At 70.1% G+C, this 16,444-nt stretch carries 14 protein-coding genes; 4 read left to right on the top strand and 10 right to left on the bottom strand.

Annotation, left to right across the window (positions count from 1 at the left end):
* From ACIQ8J_RS33860 to ACIQ8J_RS33885, 6 genes are all read right to left on the bottom strand, one after another.
* Positions 1-91, bottom strand: a 91-nt coding sequence (locus ACIQ8J_RS33860; RefSeq protein WP_308427085.1) for a biotin carboxylase N-terminal domain-containing protein, incomplete at its 3' end; no start/stop codon positions are given.
* A gap of 50 nt (positions 92-141) precedes the next feature.
* Positions 142-360, bottom strand: coding sequence for an acyl-CoA carboxylase epsilon subunit (locus ACIQ8J_RS33865; RefSeq protein WP_403277678.1), 219 nt, complete (start codon positions 358-360; stop codon positions 142-144).
* Entirely contained in the window at positions 357-1,937 is a 1,581-nt protein-coding gene (locus tag ACIQ8J_RS33870) for an acyl-CoA carboxylase subunit beta (RefSeq protein WP_403277680.1), read from the bottom strand. Before ACIQ8J_RS33870 ends, ACIQ8J_RS33865 begins: the two co-directional genes overlap by 4 nt.
* A 47-nt stretch (positions 1,938-1,984) precedes the next feature.
* Entirely contained in the window at positions 1,985-2,989 is a 1,005-nt protein-coding gene (locus tag ACIQ8J_RS33875) for a beta-ketoacyl-ACP synthase III (protein ID WP_403277681.1), read from the bottom strand.
* Positions 2,986-4,719: a fatty acyl-AMP ligase gene (locus tag ACIQ8J_RS33880; protein ID WP_403608066.1), complete on the bottom strand. Its 1,734-nt coding sequence runs from the start codon at positions 4,717-4,719 to the stop codon at positions 2,986-2,988. Before ACIQ8J_RS33880 ends, ACIQ8J_RS33875 begins: the two co-directional genes overlap by 4 nt.
* 474 nt (positions 4,720-5,193) lie before the next feature.
* A complete protein-coding gene (locus ACIQ8J_RS33885) occupies positions 5,194-5,592 on the bottom strand; it encodes a YybH family protein (protein WP_403277683.1) in 399 nt (132 codons plus the stop codon).
* Between the two features lie 520 nt (positions 5,593-6,112).
* Between ACIQ8J_RS33885 and ACIQ8J_RS33890 the strand changes: the two genes are divergently transcribed.
* Positions 6,113-8,722, top strand: coding sequence for a BTAD domain-containing putative transcriptional regulator (locus ACIQ8J_RS33890; protein ID WP_403277684.1), 2,610 nt, complete (start codon positions 6,113-6,115; stop codon positions 8,720-8,722).
* Positions 8,723-8,813: 91 nt separating this feature from the next.
* Here ACIQ8J_RS33890 and ACIQ8J_RS33895 read toward each other — a convergent pair whose 3' ends face one another.
* Both ACIQ8J_RS33895 and ACIQ8J_RS33900 read right to left on the bottom strand, forming a co-directional pair.
* A complete protein-coding gene (locus ACIQ8J_RS33895; protein WP_403277685.1) occupies positions 8,814-9,572 on the bottom strand; it encodes a thioesterase II family protein in 759 nt (252 codons plus the stop codon).
* A 14-nt stretch (positions 9,573-9,586) separates the two neighbouring features.
* Entirely contained in the window at positions 9,587-11,179 is a 1,593-nt protein-coding gene (locus ACIQ8J_RS33900) for an aspartate aminotransferase family protein (protein WP_403277686.1), read from the bottom strand.
* Between the two features lie 159 nt (positions 11,180-11,338).
* On the opposite strand from ACIQ8J_RS33900, the gene ACIQ8J_RS33905 reads away from it, so the two are divergent.
* Complete coding sequence (locus ACIQ8J_RS33905) at positions 11,339-11,833, top strand: flavin reductase family protein (protein ID WP_403277687.1); 495 nt, start codon at positions 11,339-11,341, stop codon at positions 11,831-11,833.
* 34 nt (positions 11,834-11,867) lie between these two features.
* Here ACIQ8J_RS33905 and ACIQ8J_RS33910 read toward each other — a convergent pair whose 3' ends face one another.
* On the bottom strand, positions 11,868-12,800 hold the full coding sequence (locus tag ACIQ8J_RS33910; RefSeq protein WP_403277688.1) for an NAD(P)-dependent oxidoreductase: 933 nt from the start codon (positions 12,798-12,800) through the stop codon (positions 11,868-11,870).
* 59 nt (positions 12,801-12,859) lie between these two features.
* Here ACIQ8J_RS33910 and ACIQ8J_RS33915 point away from each other — a divergent pair, with 59 nt between their 5' ends.
* Positions 12,860-13,357 carry a MerR family transcriptional regulator gene (locus ACIQ8J_RS33915; protein ID WP_403277689.1) on the top strand — a complete coding sequence of 166 codons (498 nt, stop codon included), beginning with the start codon at positions 12,860-12,862 and terminating at the stop codon, positions 13,355-13,357.
* 86 nt (positions 13,358-13,443) lie between these two features.
* On the top strand, positions 13,444-14,697 hold the full coding sequence (locus ACIQ8J_RS33920; RefSeq protein ID WP_403277690.1) for a cytochrome P450: 1,254 nt from the start codon (positions 13,444-13,446) through the stop codon (positions 14,695-14,697).
* A gap of 135 nt (positions 14,698-14,832) precedes the next feature.
* Here the strand turns inward: ACIQ8J_RS33920 and ACIQ8J_RS33925 are convergent, their stop codons facing one another.
* Positions 14,833-16,311, bottom strand: a complete 1,479-nt coding sequence (locus ACIQ8J_RS33925) for a flavin monoamine oxidase family protein (protein ID WP_403277691.1) — start codon at positions 16,309-16,311, stop codon at positions 14,833-14,835.
* Between the last annotated feature and the right edge of the window lie 133 nt (positions 16,312-16,444).

Here is a 16,444-nt window from a genome sequence, read left to right on the forward strand (position 1 = left end):
AGACGGCTACGCTCGCGATTCCGGCATCCCGGCAGGCCCGCGCAACACGGACAGCGATTTCGCCACGGTTGGCGATGAGCACCTTGCGCACGACGTTTCTCTCCCCTGCCTGCCCTGATGGTTCACAAGCCCGACGTCCGGTCATCGCCAGGCGCTCCTGCGCCAGGCCCCCTGGCCGCGCTGCTCCGGCTGGCGTCGCAGCGCGTCCAGGCGCGGTCGGCGGCGTACGGCGTGCCCGCTCTCTGTTTCGCTCTGGCGGGCCACGGCGAGCGCCCGCAACGCCACCAGCGCGGCCGCCAGTTCCTCCGGGGTCGGCCTGCCCCGTACGACCTGTACGTGGCCTGCGGCGGGCCCGCTCACAGCGGGATGTTCCCGTGCTTGCGCGCGAGCCGGGTGACCCGCTTGTCGCGCAGCGCCCACAGTGCGCCGGCCACCTGTTGCCGAGTCTCGTGCGGCATGATCACCACATCGACGTAGCCGCGCTCGGCGGCCACGTACGGGTTGCACAGTGCCTGCTCGTACTCGGCGCGCAGTCGCTCCCGCTCGGCGGCCGGGTTCTCCGCCTTCTCCAGGGTGCGGCGGTGCAGCACGCTGACGGCGCTCTCGCCGCCCATCACCGCGATCTCGGCGGTCGGCCAGGCCAGGTTGATGTCGGTGCCCAGGTGCTTGGAGCCCATGACACCGTAACCGCCGCCGTACGCCTTCCTGGTGACGATGGTGACCATGGGCACCGTCGCCTCCGCGTACGCGTAGATCAGCTTCGCGCCGCGGCGGATGATGCCGCCCTGCTCCTGTTCCAGCGAGGGCATGAAGCCAGGGACGTCCACGAACGTGAGGATCGGCACGTGGAACGCGTCACACGTGCGGATGAAGCGGGCCGCCTTCTCGCTGGCGTCGATGTCCAGTACTCCGGCCATGAAGGTCGGCTGGTTGGCGACGATGCCCACACTGCGGCCCTCGACGCGCCCGAAACCACAGATGATGTTCCGCGCGAACAGCGGCTGCACCTCCAGCAGTTCACCGTCGTCGAGGACGGCGTGCACGAGGCGGAGCATGTCGTAGGGCTGGTTGCGGTCGTCGGGGATCAGGCTGTCCAGGGCCAGGTCCGCCTCGGTGACGACGTCCAGCCGCCCGGTTTCCGCGTAGACCGGCGGGTCCTCCATGTTGTTGGACGGCAGGTGTCCGAGCAGCTGCCGTACGTACTCGAAGGCGTCCTTCTCGTCGGCAGCCAGGTAGTGGGCGTTGCCGGAGACGGTGTTGTGGCTGTACGCGCCGCCCAGCTCCTCGCGGTCGACGTCTTGGCCGGTGACCGTGCGCAGCACCTCGGGCCCGGTCACGAACATGTGCGAGATTCCGTCGACCATGACCACGAAGTCGGTGATGGCGGGGGCGTACACGGCACCTCCGGCGCAGGGGCCGGTCATCAGGGAGATCTGCGGGACCACGCCCGAGGCCTCCACATGACGCTTGACCAGCTCGGCGTAGAGGGCCAGTGACACCACGCCCTCCTGGATGCGGGCGCCGCCCGAGTCGTTGATGCCGATGATGGGAGTGCCGGTGCGCAGGGCGAAGTCGAGGACCTTGATGATCTTCTCGCCGTACACCTCGCCCAACGAGCCGCCGAAGACGGTGAAGTCCTGGGCGAACAGGCAGACTTGGCGGCCGTCGACGGTGCCGTACCCGGTGATGACGCCGTCGCCCGGCGGGCGCTCGCGCTCCATGCCGAAGTTGTGGCTGCGATGGCGGGCCAGTGCGTCGAGCTCGACGAAGGAGCCGGGGTCGAGCAGTGCAGCGATGCGTTCGCGCGCGGTCAACTTGCCCTTGATGCGCTGGCGTTCAACTGCTCGCGGATCGTAGGGATCGGCCAACTGGGCGCGTCGTCGGGCCAGTTCGTCCAGCCGTTGCTGGGTCGTGCCATTGCCGCCGTCGACCGGCATTGCCGCTCCTGTACGTGCTGAGTGCCCGGATGTTCCCTCGGGACGGGTCATGGCAGGGTCACCACCTGTGCCGCGTGCACCAGGCCGGCGCCGAAGCCGACCAGGAGCGCGTGACTGCCGGACGGCACGGCGCCCTGGGACAGCAGGCTGTCCATGGCGAGCGGGACCGAGGCGGCCGAGGTGTTGCCGGAGTCGACGATGCCCTTGGCCACGACCGTGTGCGGGGCGAGGCGGAGCGCCTTGGCGGTGGAGTCCACGATCCGCTCGTTGGCCTGGTGCGGGATGAACGCCGCCAGGTCGTGGACCGTGACGCCGGCCGCGTCCAGCGCCTGCCGCGAGATCTCCGGCACCTGCCGGGTCGCCCAGCGGAACACCTCGGGGCCGGCCATGCGCAGCACGGGCCAAGGACCCTGTCCCTCGCGAGTGTCCAGCCAGCTGCGGTCGTGGGCGATGAGCCCGTGCCGCTCTCCGTCGGCGCCCCACACCACGGGGCCGATCCCCGGGGTCTCGGCGGGGCCCACGACGGCGGCGCCCGCACCGTCACCGAAGATGAAGGCCGTGCCCCGGTCCTCGGGGTCGATGATGTCGCTCATCTTCTCGGCGCCGATGACCAGGACGTGGCGGACGGAGCCGGAGCGCACGAGCGAGTCGGCGAGCGCCAGCGCGTAGCAGAACCCGGCGCAGGCCGCCCCGATGTCGGTGGCCGCCGCCGCGTGCGAGCCGATCCGATGGGCCACCCGGGGCGCGGCGGCGGGGGCCTGCTCCAGATGGGACATGGACGCCAGCAGGACCATCCCGATGTCCGCCGGGTCGACACCGGCGTGGGCCATCGCCTTCACGGCGGCTTCGGCGGCCATCGAGATCACGGTCTCGTCATCGGCGGCGAAGCGTCGGCTGACGATTCCGGAGCGGCGGCGAATCCACTCGTCGCTGGAGTCGATGCGGGCGCAGATCTCGTCGTTGCCGACCACTCTGGCCGGCCGGTAGGCGCCAATGCCGACGATCCGCGAACCCGAGACGGCCGGCGTCGCGCGCAGTGGTTTCGTGATCATCGCGCCACCTGCGCGGATCCGGCAGGGGGTACGACGAACGAGTCCAGCGCTCCGTCCTCGTACCGCTGCCGGCAGGCGCGGCGCTGCACCTTGCCGCTGGACGTCTTGGAGAGCGCGCCGCGGCGGACGACGAGTACGACGTCGGCCTCCAGCCGATGGTTCTCCCGGATCGCGGCACGCACCCGCCGGCGCAGCGCCTGTTCACCGGGTGCCCTGAGCACCCGGCCGTCCGCCTCGACGAGCACCACCAGGCGCTCCTCGGCGCCGTCGTCGACGGAGAAGGCGGCGGCGCAGTTGGGATGCAGTCCGGGCGCCGCGGCCTCGGCGGACAGCTCGATGTCCTGCGGGTAGTAGTTGCGGCCGTTGCGGATCAGTACGTCCTTGATGCGCCCGGTGACGTACAACTCGCCGTCGTGCAGGAAGCCGAGGTCGCCGGTGCGTAGATGGGTCTCGTCCGAGGCGGGGGCGGAGCCCCGCAGCCGGGCGCGGAAGGTCTCCTCGCTTGCTTCGGGGCGGCCCAGGTACCCCGCGGCCACGCACGGTCCGCTCACCCAGATCTCACCGACCCGGTCGGGTGGGCACAGTGCGCGGGTGGCGGGGGCGACGATGCGCACGCGGGTGTCCAGGACGGGCACGCCGCTGCCGACCACCGGTGTCGCGCCCTCGGCGCCCTCGCCGAGGAGCTCGATCCGGCCCTCGCCCAGCGCCCGCGTCGAGAGCCACAGGACGGTCGGTTCACGGTCCTGCGGGCTGCCGGTGGCCTTGAGCGTGTTCTCGGCGAGTCCGTAACCCGGCGCCATGGCACGGGGGTTGAAGCCGTTCGCGGCGAACGCCTCGGTGAACGCGCGGACGGCCCGCCAGCGGACCGGCTCGGCGCCGTTGGCCGCGACCCGCCAGCTGGACAGGTCACCCACGTTCGCGGTTTTGCCCTCCTCGGCGGCGCGCGCGCACAGTTCGTACGCGAAGCTGGGGGCCGCCGAGTGGGTGCCGCGGAAGCGGGAGATTGCCTCCAGCCAGCGCGCGGGCCTGCGGATGAAGGACTCCGGGGCCATCAGATAGGACGGCACTCCCGCCCACAGGGGGAGTACCACGCCGAAGAGCATGCCCATGTCGTGGAAGAGCGGAAGCCAGGAGACCACGGTCCCGTCGGGCTCGCACGGCCACAGCTCGTCCGTCTCCACCACATTGCTCAGGAAGTTGCCGTGCGTCACCATCACGCCCTTGGGGTCCCCGGTGGAGCCGGAGGTGTACTGGAGCAGGGCGATGTCCTCGGGGCGTGGGGCGCGGAACTCATAGCGGGCCGGATCGACGGCCGGCGGTGCGGTCAGCGCCTCGGTGTCGATCAGGGTCAGTCCGGCCAGTTCCGGGCAGTCGCCGAAGCGCTCTTCGAGGTCCCGCTTGACCTCGGCGGTGGTCAGCACCGTAGTGGTGGCGGCGTCGTCGGCGATGCGCCGCAGCCGCTCTACGCCTTGGCGGCGGCGGGGAACCTGGACAGGGGCGCCGGCCACTCCCGCGTACATGCAACCCACGAGGGTGCGGATGAACTCCAGCCCGGACGGGTAGAGCAGGACCGCGTTCCCGCCGGCCAGATCGGCTGTCTCAAAAGCTGCGGCCCGAACGCGGGCGGCATCGTCGAGATTCCGATAGGTGAGCGACTCCTTGGGTTCCTCACCATCGCGGAGAAAGACGTAGGCCGTCTCGTCCGGCTGCTTCTCTCTTCGTAGTCGCAAGGCGTCGGGGAGGGTATGTATCTCGGCCACCGGCCGGTCGGGCGTGATGATCGTCATCGGTCAGCCCTCTCGGCCGGAACGGGGACTCGTCGGAGGCCAGACGGTTGCCGAAGCAAGAGAGAGGACGGTGATCAGGATTTCGGCATTGCTCGGCACCAGCGGAAGTGGAAAGTCGCCTGCATCGACTGTGCTCATCCGCACGGCTTCGGAAATGTGATCCATGGGCACGCCCTTTCCGTGAAATATTCGGTGTGTCGGCGGTGCGGCGCTGGATGTCAAGCCGCTCGAATGACACTACCCGTACGGTGGTACACGTCCTTCAAATCTCACTCATGGCACGGTAATTGCCCGCTCTGACCGGAACGGAAAACCCGGTGGGCGAAATGAAGAGAGGCCCCTGTTCCGGCAGGGTTCGAATTGCCGATACAGGGGCCCAGCCGGTACTGATGTGGAACGCGGTATTCCGGGCGGGAGTTATGCGGCGTGCGTGTCGGCGACCGGCCGGTCGATGGCGAGCCGCCACTCCCCGTTGTCGTCACGGATCAGCACGTCTGTGCAGGTCCCGTGGATGTTCATCACATCCCCGTTCTCGCCGGGGATGTCCAGGCTGTAGTCCACGATGAGCAGCGAGGTGTCGCCGGTCGTGTAGGTCTGGAGCACCTTGGAGTTGATCTTCGGGCCGGTGGCCAGGAAGTCCTTGAAGAACTGCGTGCGTTCGGCACCGGTGAGGGGGCTGCCGGAGATGTTCGAGATCGCGTCGCTGGTGTACATCGAGTCGTACAGGGCGCCGTTGCCCTCGTTGAAAATGCGGACGAAGAGCTCGTTCTGCTTGTGAGGGTCTTCCGGTATGTCGAATCCCGGGCCATCGCTCATGGTGGTTGTTGCTCCCAACTCTCCAGTGGTGTCATCCGTGGTGAGCCGTGTGAAGGCTGCGAAAAGCCTGGCAGAAGGTGTTCGCGACCTAGTAACGGGACGGTAACTTCGCATTCTGCGAGTAATGGTGAGCTGGGGATTACCTGTTGATGGGTGGCGATGTCTCGGAGGGTCCCGGTCGGGTTCCCGTTGGGTTTCGGCCATACGCGGCGGGTGGTTGCATGCATCTTGACCCAAAGATCATTGCTTTCCTCAAAGTTAGTGCTTACCCTGAAGTTGGCGCCTGTCGTAGGGCCGGTCGGGGGACCGCTGCCGCTGTCTGTGGGGATAGGGAGCTCACGTGGGGGGATGGGATGTCAAGGGTCTGACCCGCCCTTCCCTCGCCATCCGATGTCCCGCTTGCAGCCTCCTTCTTTGCGCCACTTCCGATACCTCCCACTCATGTCTGGTTAGTGCCAAATGGCGTGTACGTTGCGGATCGTACTAGGGGGAAGAAGTGCAGTTTCGGATCTTGGGGCCCATGGAAGTATTCGACGACCGCTGTTCCCTGGTGCTCGGCGGGACCAAGCAAAGAGCAACCCTCGGCTATCTGCTGTTGCAGGCCAACCGCGTAGTGGCGACAAGTCAACTGGTGAATGCTTTATGGTCCATTGATGACGCCCCGATGTCGGCGCGGAAAATTCTGCAGAACGCCGTGTGGGGCCTGCGGCGGGTCCTCTCGAAGCCCGAGGGGCCCGACGAGCTGACGGTGCTGGTGACCCAGGCACCCGGGTACAAGCTGACCGTCCACCCGGACGACGTCGACCTGTTCCGGTTCCAGCGGCAGGTGGATGCCGGGCGTGAGGCGCTGGTGGCCGGTGAACCGGAGCGGGCCGCGCAGATCCTGCGGGAGGCGCTGGCGCTGTGGCGGGGTCCGGTCCTCGCGGACCTCGTCGAGGCCGGCATCAACTGGCCGGAGCTGTCCGCCGCCCAGAACGCCCAATGGGCCGCGATGGAGGACTACTTCGAAGCCGAACTGGCCTGCGGACGCCATCTTGCGGTGCTGGGCGAGCTGGAAGCCATGGTCGAGAGCATGGAGCTGCGGGAGCGGTCCTCCGGACAGCTGATGCTGGCGCTCTACCGCAGCGGACGCCAAGCGGACGCCCTCAATGTCTACAGCAGAGTGCGCGCCGCGCTGGTGGAGGAGCTCGGACTCGAACCCGGCCGGGAGCTGCAGACGTTGCAGCACGCGATCCTTGCCCACGACCCCGCGCTCACCTCGCCCACCATGGTCGGCCACGGCGGACCCGCCGAGCACGGCGCGGTGATCCTGAACCAGGCGGCTGGGATGCGCGAGGCGGCGCCCGCCGCGCCCCTCGCACCGGAGACCGCCGTGGGGCCGGACGTTGTCCGCACACCCCAACCACCTGCCCGCACGCTTCAACCGGCTGTCCGCACGCCCCGACCGGCCGGTCCGGACCAGGGCGTCGGGCACCACCCGTCGGCCGCGCGCCCGTCCGCGGCAGAGCACGCGGGCGAGCCGTTACCCGGCACCTTGCCCCAACCACCCACTCGACTCGGCGGGTTGAAGGCCGCACCGCAGGAGACACCACCGCTGCGGGAGCTGGTCGTACTGCCCGGCGGAGCGAGCGCTCCGGTCACCGCGGGGGCGGGGCCGGCGCAGGGCCGGCGCGGCGCGCGTGGTGAGCGGAAGTCCGTGAGCGCGCTCCTGGTCCAGCCCCGGCTCGGCCCCGAGGCGGCCGGCATCGACCCGCCCGACATGGACGAGATGCTCGAAGAGCTCGCCCTGCGGATCAGGGAGAACATCGAGCACTTCGGTGGCACCGTCAGCGCGACCATCGGCTCGGTGTCCATCGCGTTCTTCGGGGCCCAGGGGGAGTGCGAGGACGGGGCCGAGCGGGCGGTGATGGCCGCCCTGACCATCTGTGACGAACTTCGAGCCGACGAGAACAGCGCCCCTGCCATGCGTCTGCAGCAGGGATTGTCGTTCCGTGCCGCCGTGGTCACCGGCGAGGCCCTGGTGCGCTACCGGGCCCAGGGAGACGGCCCGTTGTCGATCTCCGGCAGCCTGCTGGACCGCTGCCACGCGCTGCTGTCCACCGCCGGGAGGGGCGAGATCCGGGCCTGCGAGACCACCCGACACGCCACCGAGGCCACGGTCGCCTACCGCCGGATCGAGGACGGGGAGTGGACGGTCCAGGGCATCCGCCGGGAGGACATGGGCAAGGACTCCATGCCGACCGTGGAGCGCGAGTACGAACTCGATCTGCTGCGGGGGCTCGTGGAGCGCACCCGGCACCGTTCCACCTCGCACCTGGTGACCGTCCTCGGGGACGCGGGGACCGGCAAGACGCGTTTCCTCACCGAGTTCGAGCAGCAGATCGCCGACCGCTCGTACCTGGCCCGGTTCCGGGTGCGGCCCGGGGACGCGTACGGCGGCCTGAGCCCGGTGCACGCCGTGCAGCGTCACATGATCAACGCCATCTGCTCGATCCAGCCCGCCGACTCGCCCCAGCAGGCGATGGAGAAGCTGATCGGCACCATTCGGCGGCTGGTCGACGACGAGTCCCGGGTGGCCCGGCTGCTGGAGTGCCTCGGCCCGTACGTCGACCCCTCGGTCGGCGAACTCATCATGTACGACACGCAGTTGGAGCTCACCTCGTGGCGGCAGTTCCTGGAGCGGACCGTCCTTGACCAGCCGCTGGTCCTGGTCGTCGACGATCTGCACGGGGCCGACGACGAGCTGGTCGACTTCGTCAGCGGACTGGCCGACCTGTCCCGGGTGCCGGTGCTGGTGGTCGCCTCCGCCCGGCCGGAGCTGCTGCGGCGGCGCCCCGACTGGGGCGGCGGCAAGCAGCACGTCACCACGATCACCCTGGAGGCGCTCTCGGACGCCGCGGTGGACCAGCTCATCGACTACCTCCTCTCGCCCGCACGCAGTGAGCAGAAGGGGGCGACCCGGTGGTTCAACCGGCGGCTGTGCGCGAGTGCGGGCGACCGGCCCGACGAACGGCGCCAGTACATCCGCACCCTGCTCAGGATGAGTGCCCCGGGACGCTTCTTCACCGGGAACGCCGTCCGCTGTGTGACCCAGGGCGGCCCGATGCTGTCCGGCGGTGGACGGGCCTAGCGCAACCGCCCTCCCGGCGTCGTCCTCCGGTCCGGTCCCGCGGTCACACACCGCGGGACCGGACCGGATTGCGTGGCTGGGGCGGCCGGGCTCAGCGGGCCGCCGCGACCGGCGGTTCGAGGCCGAGTCCCGCCGCAACCGCCCCGGCGACCTCGCCGATGTGGTCGTCGAGATAGAAGTGACCGCCGGGGAAGGCCCGCATCACGGCGGGACGCGTGGTCAACTGCCCCCAGGCCGCGGCCTCGTCGAGAGTGACGACCGGGTCGCTGTCTCCCACCAGCACGGTGATCGGGCAGTCCAGCGGCTGCCCCGGCGCCCAGCGGTAGCCGGACAGCGCCTGGTAGTCGGCACGCAGCGCCGGCATCACCATGTCCATCAGCTCGGGGTCGTCGAGCACTCGGCCGGCCGTGCCGCCGAGCCGGCGCATCTCGGCCCGCAGCTCGGAGTCTCCCTTGAGCAGGTCACTGCGGCGCGGGCCCGCCGACGGGGCGGAGCGCCCCGACACGAAGAGGTGCACGGGCCCCTGGGCCTTGCGTCCTGCCAGCAGGCGGGCCGCTTCGAACGCGACGACGGCGCCCATGCTGTGGCCGAAGAACGCGTACGGCCTCCCGGCCTCCCGTTGGACCTGATCCGCGATCAGCGCGGCCAGTTCACCGAGGTCGCGCACGGGTTCCTCCCGCCGGCGCTCCTGCCGGCCCGGGTACTGCACCGACCACACCTCGACGGCGGGGGACAGGGCCCGGGAGAGCGGGATGTACGCGCTGGCCGCGCCACCCGCGTGCGGGAAGCAGTACATCAGGGGTGCCCCGACCGCGTCGGTGCCGTAACGCCGGAACCATTCGCCGCCCATGACCGGTACCCCTCTCACACGCCGAAGAACCGCTGGGCGTCCTGGTCGCGCAGGATGCCGCACAGCTCCCGCAGAGCGGCCTCCAGCCGGTCGACCTCGGCATCGGTCAGCAGCACCGACGGCTCGAAGCGCAGGGTGTTCACGGCGCTCGCGGTGGGGAAGGTCCGGATGCCGTGGGCGCGGAAGAGATAGCCCGAGACGACGTACCCGAAGGTGTCGGTCAGGGCGGCCTCCCGCAGGCCCTGGACGTCCGAACCCGACTGGTCGTGGAATTCGAGACCGAGCATCAGGCCCTTGCCCCGGACGTCCTTGACCACGGTGGGGAACTCCTCGCGCAGCGCGCCGAACAGCGCGATGAGCCGGTCGCCCCACTGCCGCGCCAGTCGGTACACCCGGCCGTCCTCGGCCTCGATGAGTTCGAGGACCTTCAGGGCGATGGTCGAGGAGAAGGTGTCCTTCGCGAAGGTCGAACTGTGCACGAGCTCGAACTCCTGCCGGTACCGGCAGGAGCGCACCAGCGTGACGGCTGTCTTGGCGATGCCCCCGCCGAGGCTCTTGGCCAGGGTGTAGTAGTCCGCCCGCAGGTTGATCAGCGAGCTGGCGAAGAAGGCGCCGGTGCGGCCCATGCCGCTCTGGATCTCGTCGACGACGATGGGGCAGTCGACGGTGGCGCAGGCCCGCTGGATCTCCGCGGCCAGAGCCTCCCCGACCACTTTGATGCCGCCCTCGCCCTGGATCACTTCGAGGACGAACGCGCCGAAGACGGGGAAGTCCCGCTCGGCCACGGTGATCTCGCCGCCCTCGACGACCACGTCGAAGACCGTGCCGCGCTCCTCCTCGAAGATCTCCGTCAGGGCCTGTGGCCGGTCGAAGGGGATGAACCGGGCCCGGGGAGCCATGGCCGCGAACGGGGTACGGAAGGCGGCGTTGTGCGTCAGCTGGACGCTGCCCACCAGCTTGCCGTGGAACGAGCCCTCCATCGCGAGGAAGAGCGGCGGCCGCGCGGTGCGCCCGGCATTGAGCCGCTCCACCTCGGCCACCAGCCGTTCGAAGCCGACCGCGCCCGCCGACCGGTCGGCGGGCGCGATGCCCAGCGCTTCGAAGGCCGTGTCCGCCACCTTCGCGCCGGCTTCCGCGAGGGCCTTGCGTGCCGTGTCGATGTGCGCGGTGATCTCCTCACCGAGCGCTCGTATCTTCAGGATCCGGTCGAACTCGGCGTGCTTCAGGGCCACTTCGACGGACTCGGCGCCGCTGTTGGAGAACACCGAGAAGTACGGCTCGTCGACGCCGAACTCGCGCTGCACGATGCCGCTCAGCGTGGCGGCGAGCCTGCTCGCCGCGGCCTGCCGGGAGGCCTGGGCCAGAACCGGGGTGCCCGCGTCCAGGAAATCCCGTGCGGTGGCGACGATTTCGGGATGGTTGTGCCCGAGGATGAGTGCGCCGTACCCGCCGGCGTAGTCGATGACGGACGCCCGCTCGCCCTGCGCGTCGAGATAGTGGAGCGTGTTCCCCTCGCCCTGGACGTACTCGACATCGACGCCGAGCATCGAGAGCCATTGCAGCATCATCGGTTCGGCGAGCTCGAGTTGAGGAGTGTGTGAGGTCATGGGGGCGACCATAGGGGCGCGTACCGAATTCTCGTCCCAGCGTGTGGTCATGAAGCGGTAAGCGCGCGGGGCGGGGCACCGGTTAGCGGTGCATGACCTTGCGGTGGGTGTGACAGCGGCAGGCGCGGATACGTTGCAGTCATGTCCAGCAACGGGCCAATGGTGCCAATCCTCGAGCCCGCCGCGATGCGCGAGGTGATGTCCCGGTTCGCGACCGGCGTCATCGTGCTCTCCGTCGGTGGGGACCACATCCACGGCATGACGGCCAACGCGTTCAGCTCGGTGTCGCTGGATCCGCCGCTGCTGCTGTGCTGTGTCGCCCACAGTGCGGTGATGCATCGGGCGCTCCTGGCCGAACGGAACTTCGCCGTGTCCATCATGGGGGCGGACCAGGAGGACCAGGCGCGCTACTTCGCGGACAAGGAACGTCCCCTGGGTCCTGCCCAGTTCGATGCCGTCGACTGGCGGCCGGGGCCGCACACCGGCGCGCCGCTGCTCAAGGGAGCACTCGGCTGGCTGGAGTGCGAGCTCAGCGAGTCCTACGACGCCGGGGACCACTCGGTGTTCGTGGGCAGGGTGCTGAGCTCGACTCCCGGACCCGGCCGGGACGGACTGCTGTTCTTCGACGGGCAATTCCGCCGGACCGCTCCTTGAGACAGGAGCGGCTGTCGTGTCCCCGTCGGCCGTGCTACGCCGGGTCCTGCTCGGGCTCGGCCGTTGCGCCGGGCTCCGCGGTGAGAAGGTCCGCCATCCGCGAGAAGCCCTCGTCGCCGTGGCCCGCGTCCACGGCCCGGCGGGTGATGTCCCAGGCAGAGCCGAGGACTTGGGTGTTGAGCCCGTGCACCCTGGCCGCGTGGATGACGTGCTCCATCCCGGCCGCCGCCGACAGGATGCTGGAGCGGTCGCCGGGGTGCTCGCCCGCCGCGATCCGCTCCGCGTAGCCCGCCGCGATGTCCGGCAGCGCCTGCATGCCGGACCGGACGAGCGGGGCCAGCTCCCGGAGTTCGACGCCCTCGGCGCGGGCGAGCGCGAGGGCGTGCGTGACACCGCTCATGGTTGTCCAGAAGATGTCCAGGAGCGCTACCTCGTAGCTCGCTGCCCGGCCGGCGTCCGTGCCGAGGTGCAGGCTGGTCCCGCCGATCGACGACAGGGTCGGCCGGTGGGCGGCGAACACCGTCTGGGGGCCGCTGTAGAGGACCGCGGCCCCCGGACCGCCGATGGTGGTGGTCGGGGTCACGATGGCCCCGTCCAAGTAGTCGATGCCCTGCCCTGCCGCCCAGGCCGCCATGGCGCGGGCCTGGTCGGGCGAGTCGGCGGTGAGGTTGACCACCGCCCGGCCCTTGAGGGCGTCGGCCGCCGGGGCGATGATCGAGCGCACCGCCGCGTAGTCGAGCACGCACACCACCGTCAGCGGGCTCGCCGCGACTGCCTCGGCGGCCGTGGCCGCGATCCGGGCACCGCGTGGCACCAGCGAGTCGGCCTTGGCCGCGGTCCGGTTCCATACGGTCGTGGGGTGGCCGTGGTCGAGGAAGGCGGTGGCGAGCGCCAGCCCCATGGGGCCGAGCCCGAGGACCGTAACCGGTAATTGCCGTGCATCATAAGGGAGTTGATGAGTCGTCATGTCGCCGATGCTAGACTCTCACGCCGACGCGAAGGTCAATGCGATGTGGCACGGGTCACATGCGGATCGGTGAACTGTCCCAGCGGACCGGGATCACCCATCGGGCGCTTCGCTACTACGAGGAGCAGGGCCTGCTGCGACCGCTGCGACGGCCCAGCGGGTACCGCGAGTACGCCGAGGCGGATGTGCACCAGGTGCTCCGCATCCGAGAACTCCAGGGCGCCGGGCTCAGCACCGCGACCATCGCCGACGTACTGCCCTGCCTTGTCCGGCCCTGCCGGGCGGACGGGGATGACGAGCGGGCTCCGCTCTGTTCCCACCTCGCCGAGGTTCTGGACGAGGAACGCACCCGCATCAGCGGTGCCATCGACGAGTTGAGGTCGACGCTCGACACCCTGGAGTCGGTGATGGCCAGGCCGGGCCGGCTGCGCGCCTCCGAGCGCGTCCCACCCGTCCAGCCGCTGACCGGAAGGGAACTGTCCCGGCGCCGGACCGTCGCCGCCCCGCCGCGGCGCCTCGCCCCCGACCGGCCGTCCACCGCGAAGAGCGGTTGGTGAACCCGCAGTTACAGGCTCGTCCCTAGGCTGAACGAGCCCCGGCGCTCAGCGGGAGCGTCCCACTCGCCCATTCAGGGGGAACACTCATGACCACTCCGTCCTGCCCATACGTCATGGATCCCGTCGGCAGCGACATCCAGGGAGAGGCCGCCCTGCTCCGGAAGCAGGGGCCGGCCACCCAGGTGGAACTGCCCGGCGGCGTCATGGTCTGGGCCGTCACGGACACCGCCCTGATCAAGCAGCTGCTGACCGACCCCCGGGTCTCCCGCGACGCCTACCGGCACTGGCCGGCCTGGGAGAACGGCGAGGGCGAGCTCGCCAAGAACTGGTCGATGGCCATGTGGATCGCCGACCGGAACATGATCACGTCGTACGGTGACGAGCACCGCCGGCTGCGCAAGCTGGTCGCCAAGGCCTTCACCGCCCGCCGCACCCAGTTGCTGCGCCCGCGCATCGAGGCCATCACCGCCGCCCTCCTCGACGACATCGAGGCCAAGGGGCAGCGCGGGCCGGTGGACCTGCGCCTGGAGCTGGCGTACGCCCTGCCGACCCAGGTCATCTCCGAACTCCTCGGCGTACCCGACCGGATCCGCCACGAGCTGCTGGCCGCCATCGGCGCGTGGATGACCAGCCAGGACTCGCCCGAGGAGACGGCCCGCTACGCGGAGCGGGGCTACGAGCTGCTGCTCGAACTGATAGCCCTCAAGCGCACGGAGCCCGCCGACGATCTGGTGAGCGCCCTGATCGCGGCCCGGGACGACGAAGCGGGAGCCGGCCTTTCGGAGCAGGAGCTGGTCGACACCGTCCTGCTGATGTTCACCGCCGGACACGAGACCACCGCCAACCTCCTCGACCAGTCCATCCACAGCCTGCTCGCCCACCCCGACCAGGTCGAGCTCCTGCGGAACGGCTCGGCAGCCTGGGAGGACGTGATCGACGAGACCGTACGACTGGAGGCCCCGTTCGCCAACATGCCGCTGCGGTATGCCGTCGAGGACATCGAGATCTCGGACCAGGTGACCATCGCCAAGGGCGAGGCCATCATGATCTCGTTCGCGGCGTCGGGCCGCGACCCGCTGGTGCACGGTGAGACCGCCGACAGCTTCGACATCAGGCGTCCCACGCGCCGTGACCACATCCAGTTCGGCCACGGCGTGCACTACTGCGTCGGCGCTCCGCTGGCCCGCATGGAGGTGGAGATCGCGCTCCCCGCCCTCTTCGCGCGTTTCCCGGCCATGTCCCTCGCCAAGCCGTCGGAGCAGCTGCTCCCGATGGAGTCGTTCATCACCAACGGACACCAGGAGCTCCCTGTCGACCTGGGGCTCACGGCCTCCGTGTGACCCACCGCGCCACGGCCTGTGGGCGCCCGCCGGATTCGTCCGGGGGGCGCCCACAGGCGTTTTCAGGAGGAGGGCGAGCCGTCCCGGCGCGGGCGACGGAGACGCCCGGCCGATTGGGGGACGGGGTGCCCGCGGCTACCGCGCCGCCGAGTGCCGACCCGCGAGCAGCGCGGCCGCCTGGCCGGCGGCGGTGATCCCGGACTCGATGGCACCGTCGATGTAGCCGCTCCAGCCGTTCGCTATGTCGCTGGTCGCGAACGACAGCCGGCCCTGCGGCTTCTGGATCGAGCTGAAGGGACCGGTCAGCATGCCGGGCTGGCGGCATGCCCAGCCGCCCAGCGCGAACGGGTCGGCGGCCCAGCTGTGCGCCTTGACGGCGGTGACCTCGACACCCGGCACGACCTTCTCCAAGGCGCTCTGGACCTGGGCGCGGTCGTTCCCGTTGAACTTCGGGTCGTAGGCGAAGGCGAACATGAGCGTGCTGCCGTCGGCGAGTTGGGAGTGCGGACGGACCGCGCCGAGCGCCGCGCCCTCCGCCGGGTTCGTCGCGAACCGGCCCGGCACGCCCTTGACGCTCAGCCACAGCTTCTGGACGTTGGGCACGCCGATGCCCGCACGGGAGACGGTCACGTACTCGGCCGGCAGCGCGGGGGCGAACGTGATGTTCTTCCAGACGTTGACCGGCACCGCGAGGACGGCGACCGGCGCGGTGAAGACCTGGCCGGTGCGGGTCGTGACCCGCACCTGGCCGCCCGTCTGCTCGACCTTGGCGACGGGGGTGTTCAGCCGCAGATCGGCCTTGGCGTCGGCCAGCATGGCCTTGATCAGCGTGCTGGTGCCCGCTGCCGGGTGGTACGTGTTGACGCTCAGATAGCCCTCGAAGGTGTACCCGGACAACGCCCAGGACTGCGCGAGCATCGAGAACGCCCCGCGCTTGCTGGAGCCGCCCGACAGACCGCCCAGGGAGCCGCTGACCCAGAGCTCGTCCGCGGGGGACAGCCGCAGCTGGTTCAGGCGGTCACGCATCGACAGCTGATCGACCTTCTGGACCAGGTCCCGCCGGTACAGCGGCTCGAAAGGGCGCGGGAAGTAGTCCTGGGACCCGTCGAAGAGCGGCGTGAACAGGCTCTTCAACCGCGGCACCACGTCCGCCGGCGGGATCGGGGCGAACCCTCCGGTCGCGGTCGGGAAGTACATGCGGTCCGCGCCCAGGCTCGTCCCGAGCGGGATCTGGTAGCGCTGGACCTCCTTCCACACGTACGGCTGCTTCACGTCGACGGACTCTCCGCCCATCTCCACACCGGTGCCGTTGAAGTCGGCCGTCCAGGTGCGGCCGCCTATCCGGTCGCGTGCTTCGAGGATCAGCGGGCGCAGGCCCTTGGCCCGCAGCTCACGGGCCGCGGTGACCCCGGCGAAACCGGCGCCTATGACGATGGCGTCATAGGCGTCCTTCGTCGAGGACCGGCTGTTGTCGGCGTGGGCCATGGTCAGACCCGGGCCGGCCAGGCCTGCCGCGCCGGCGAGCGCGGTCAGGCCGGCGACCTGTAGGACCCTGCGCCGCGGCAGTGCGCTGGTGGCTGATCTCTGAGCGGCCGGAGTGGTGCCGTTGTTCACGGTTCCCCCATCGGATTCTGGAAGTGAGGTGGCGTACGGAGCGGACGGCTCCAGCAGGCTCGTGCCTGGCGGAGCCGTCCGCGGAATGTGGCGGTGTGTCGGGGATCGGCGGCTGGGCCGCCGGCTGCCGGCG

This window comes from Streptomyces sp. NPDC094147, from assembly GCF_044764265.1.
In the GTDB taxonomy this organism is placed as follows: domain Bacteria; phylum Actinomycetota; class Actinomycetes; order Streptomycetales; family Streptomycetaceae; genus Streptomyces.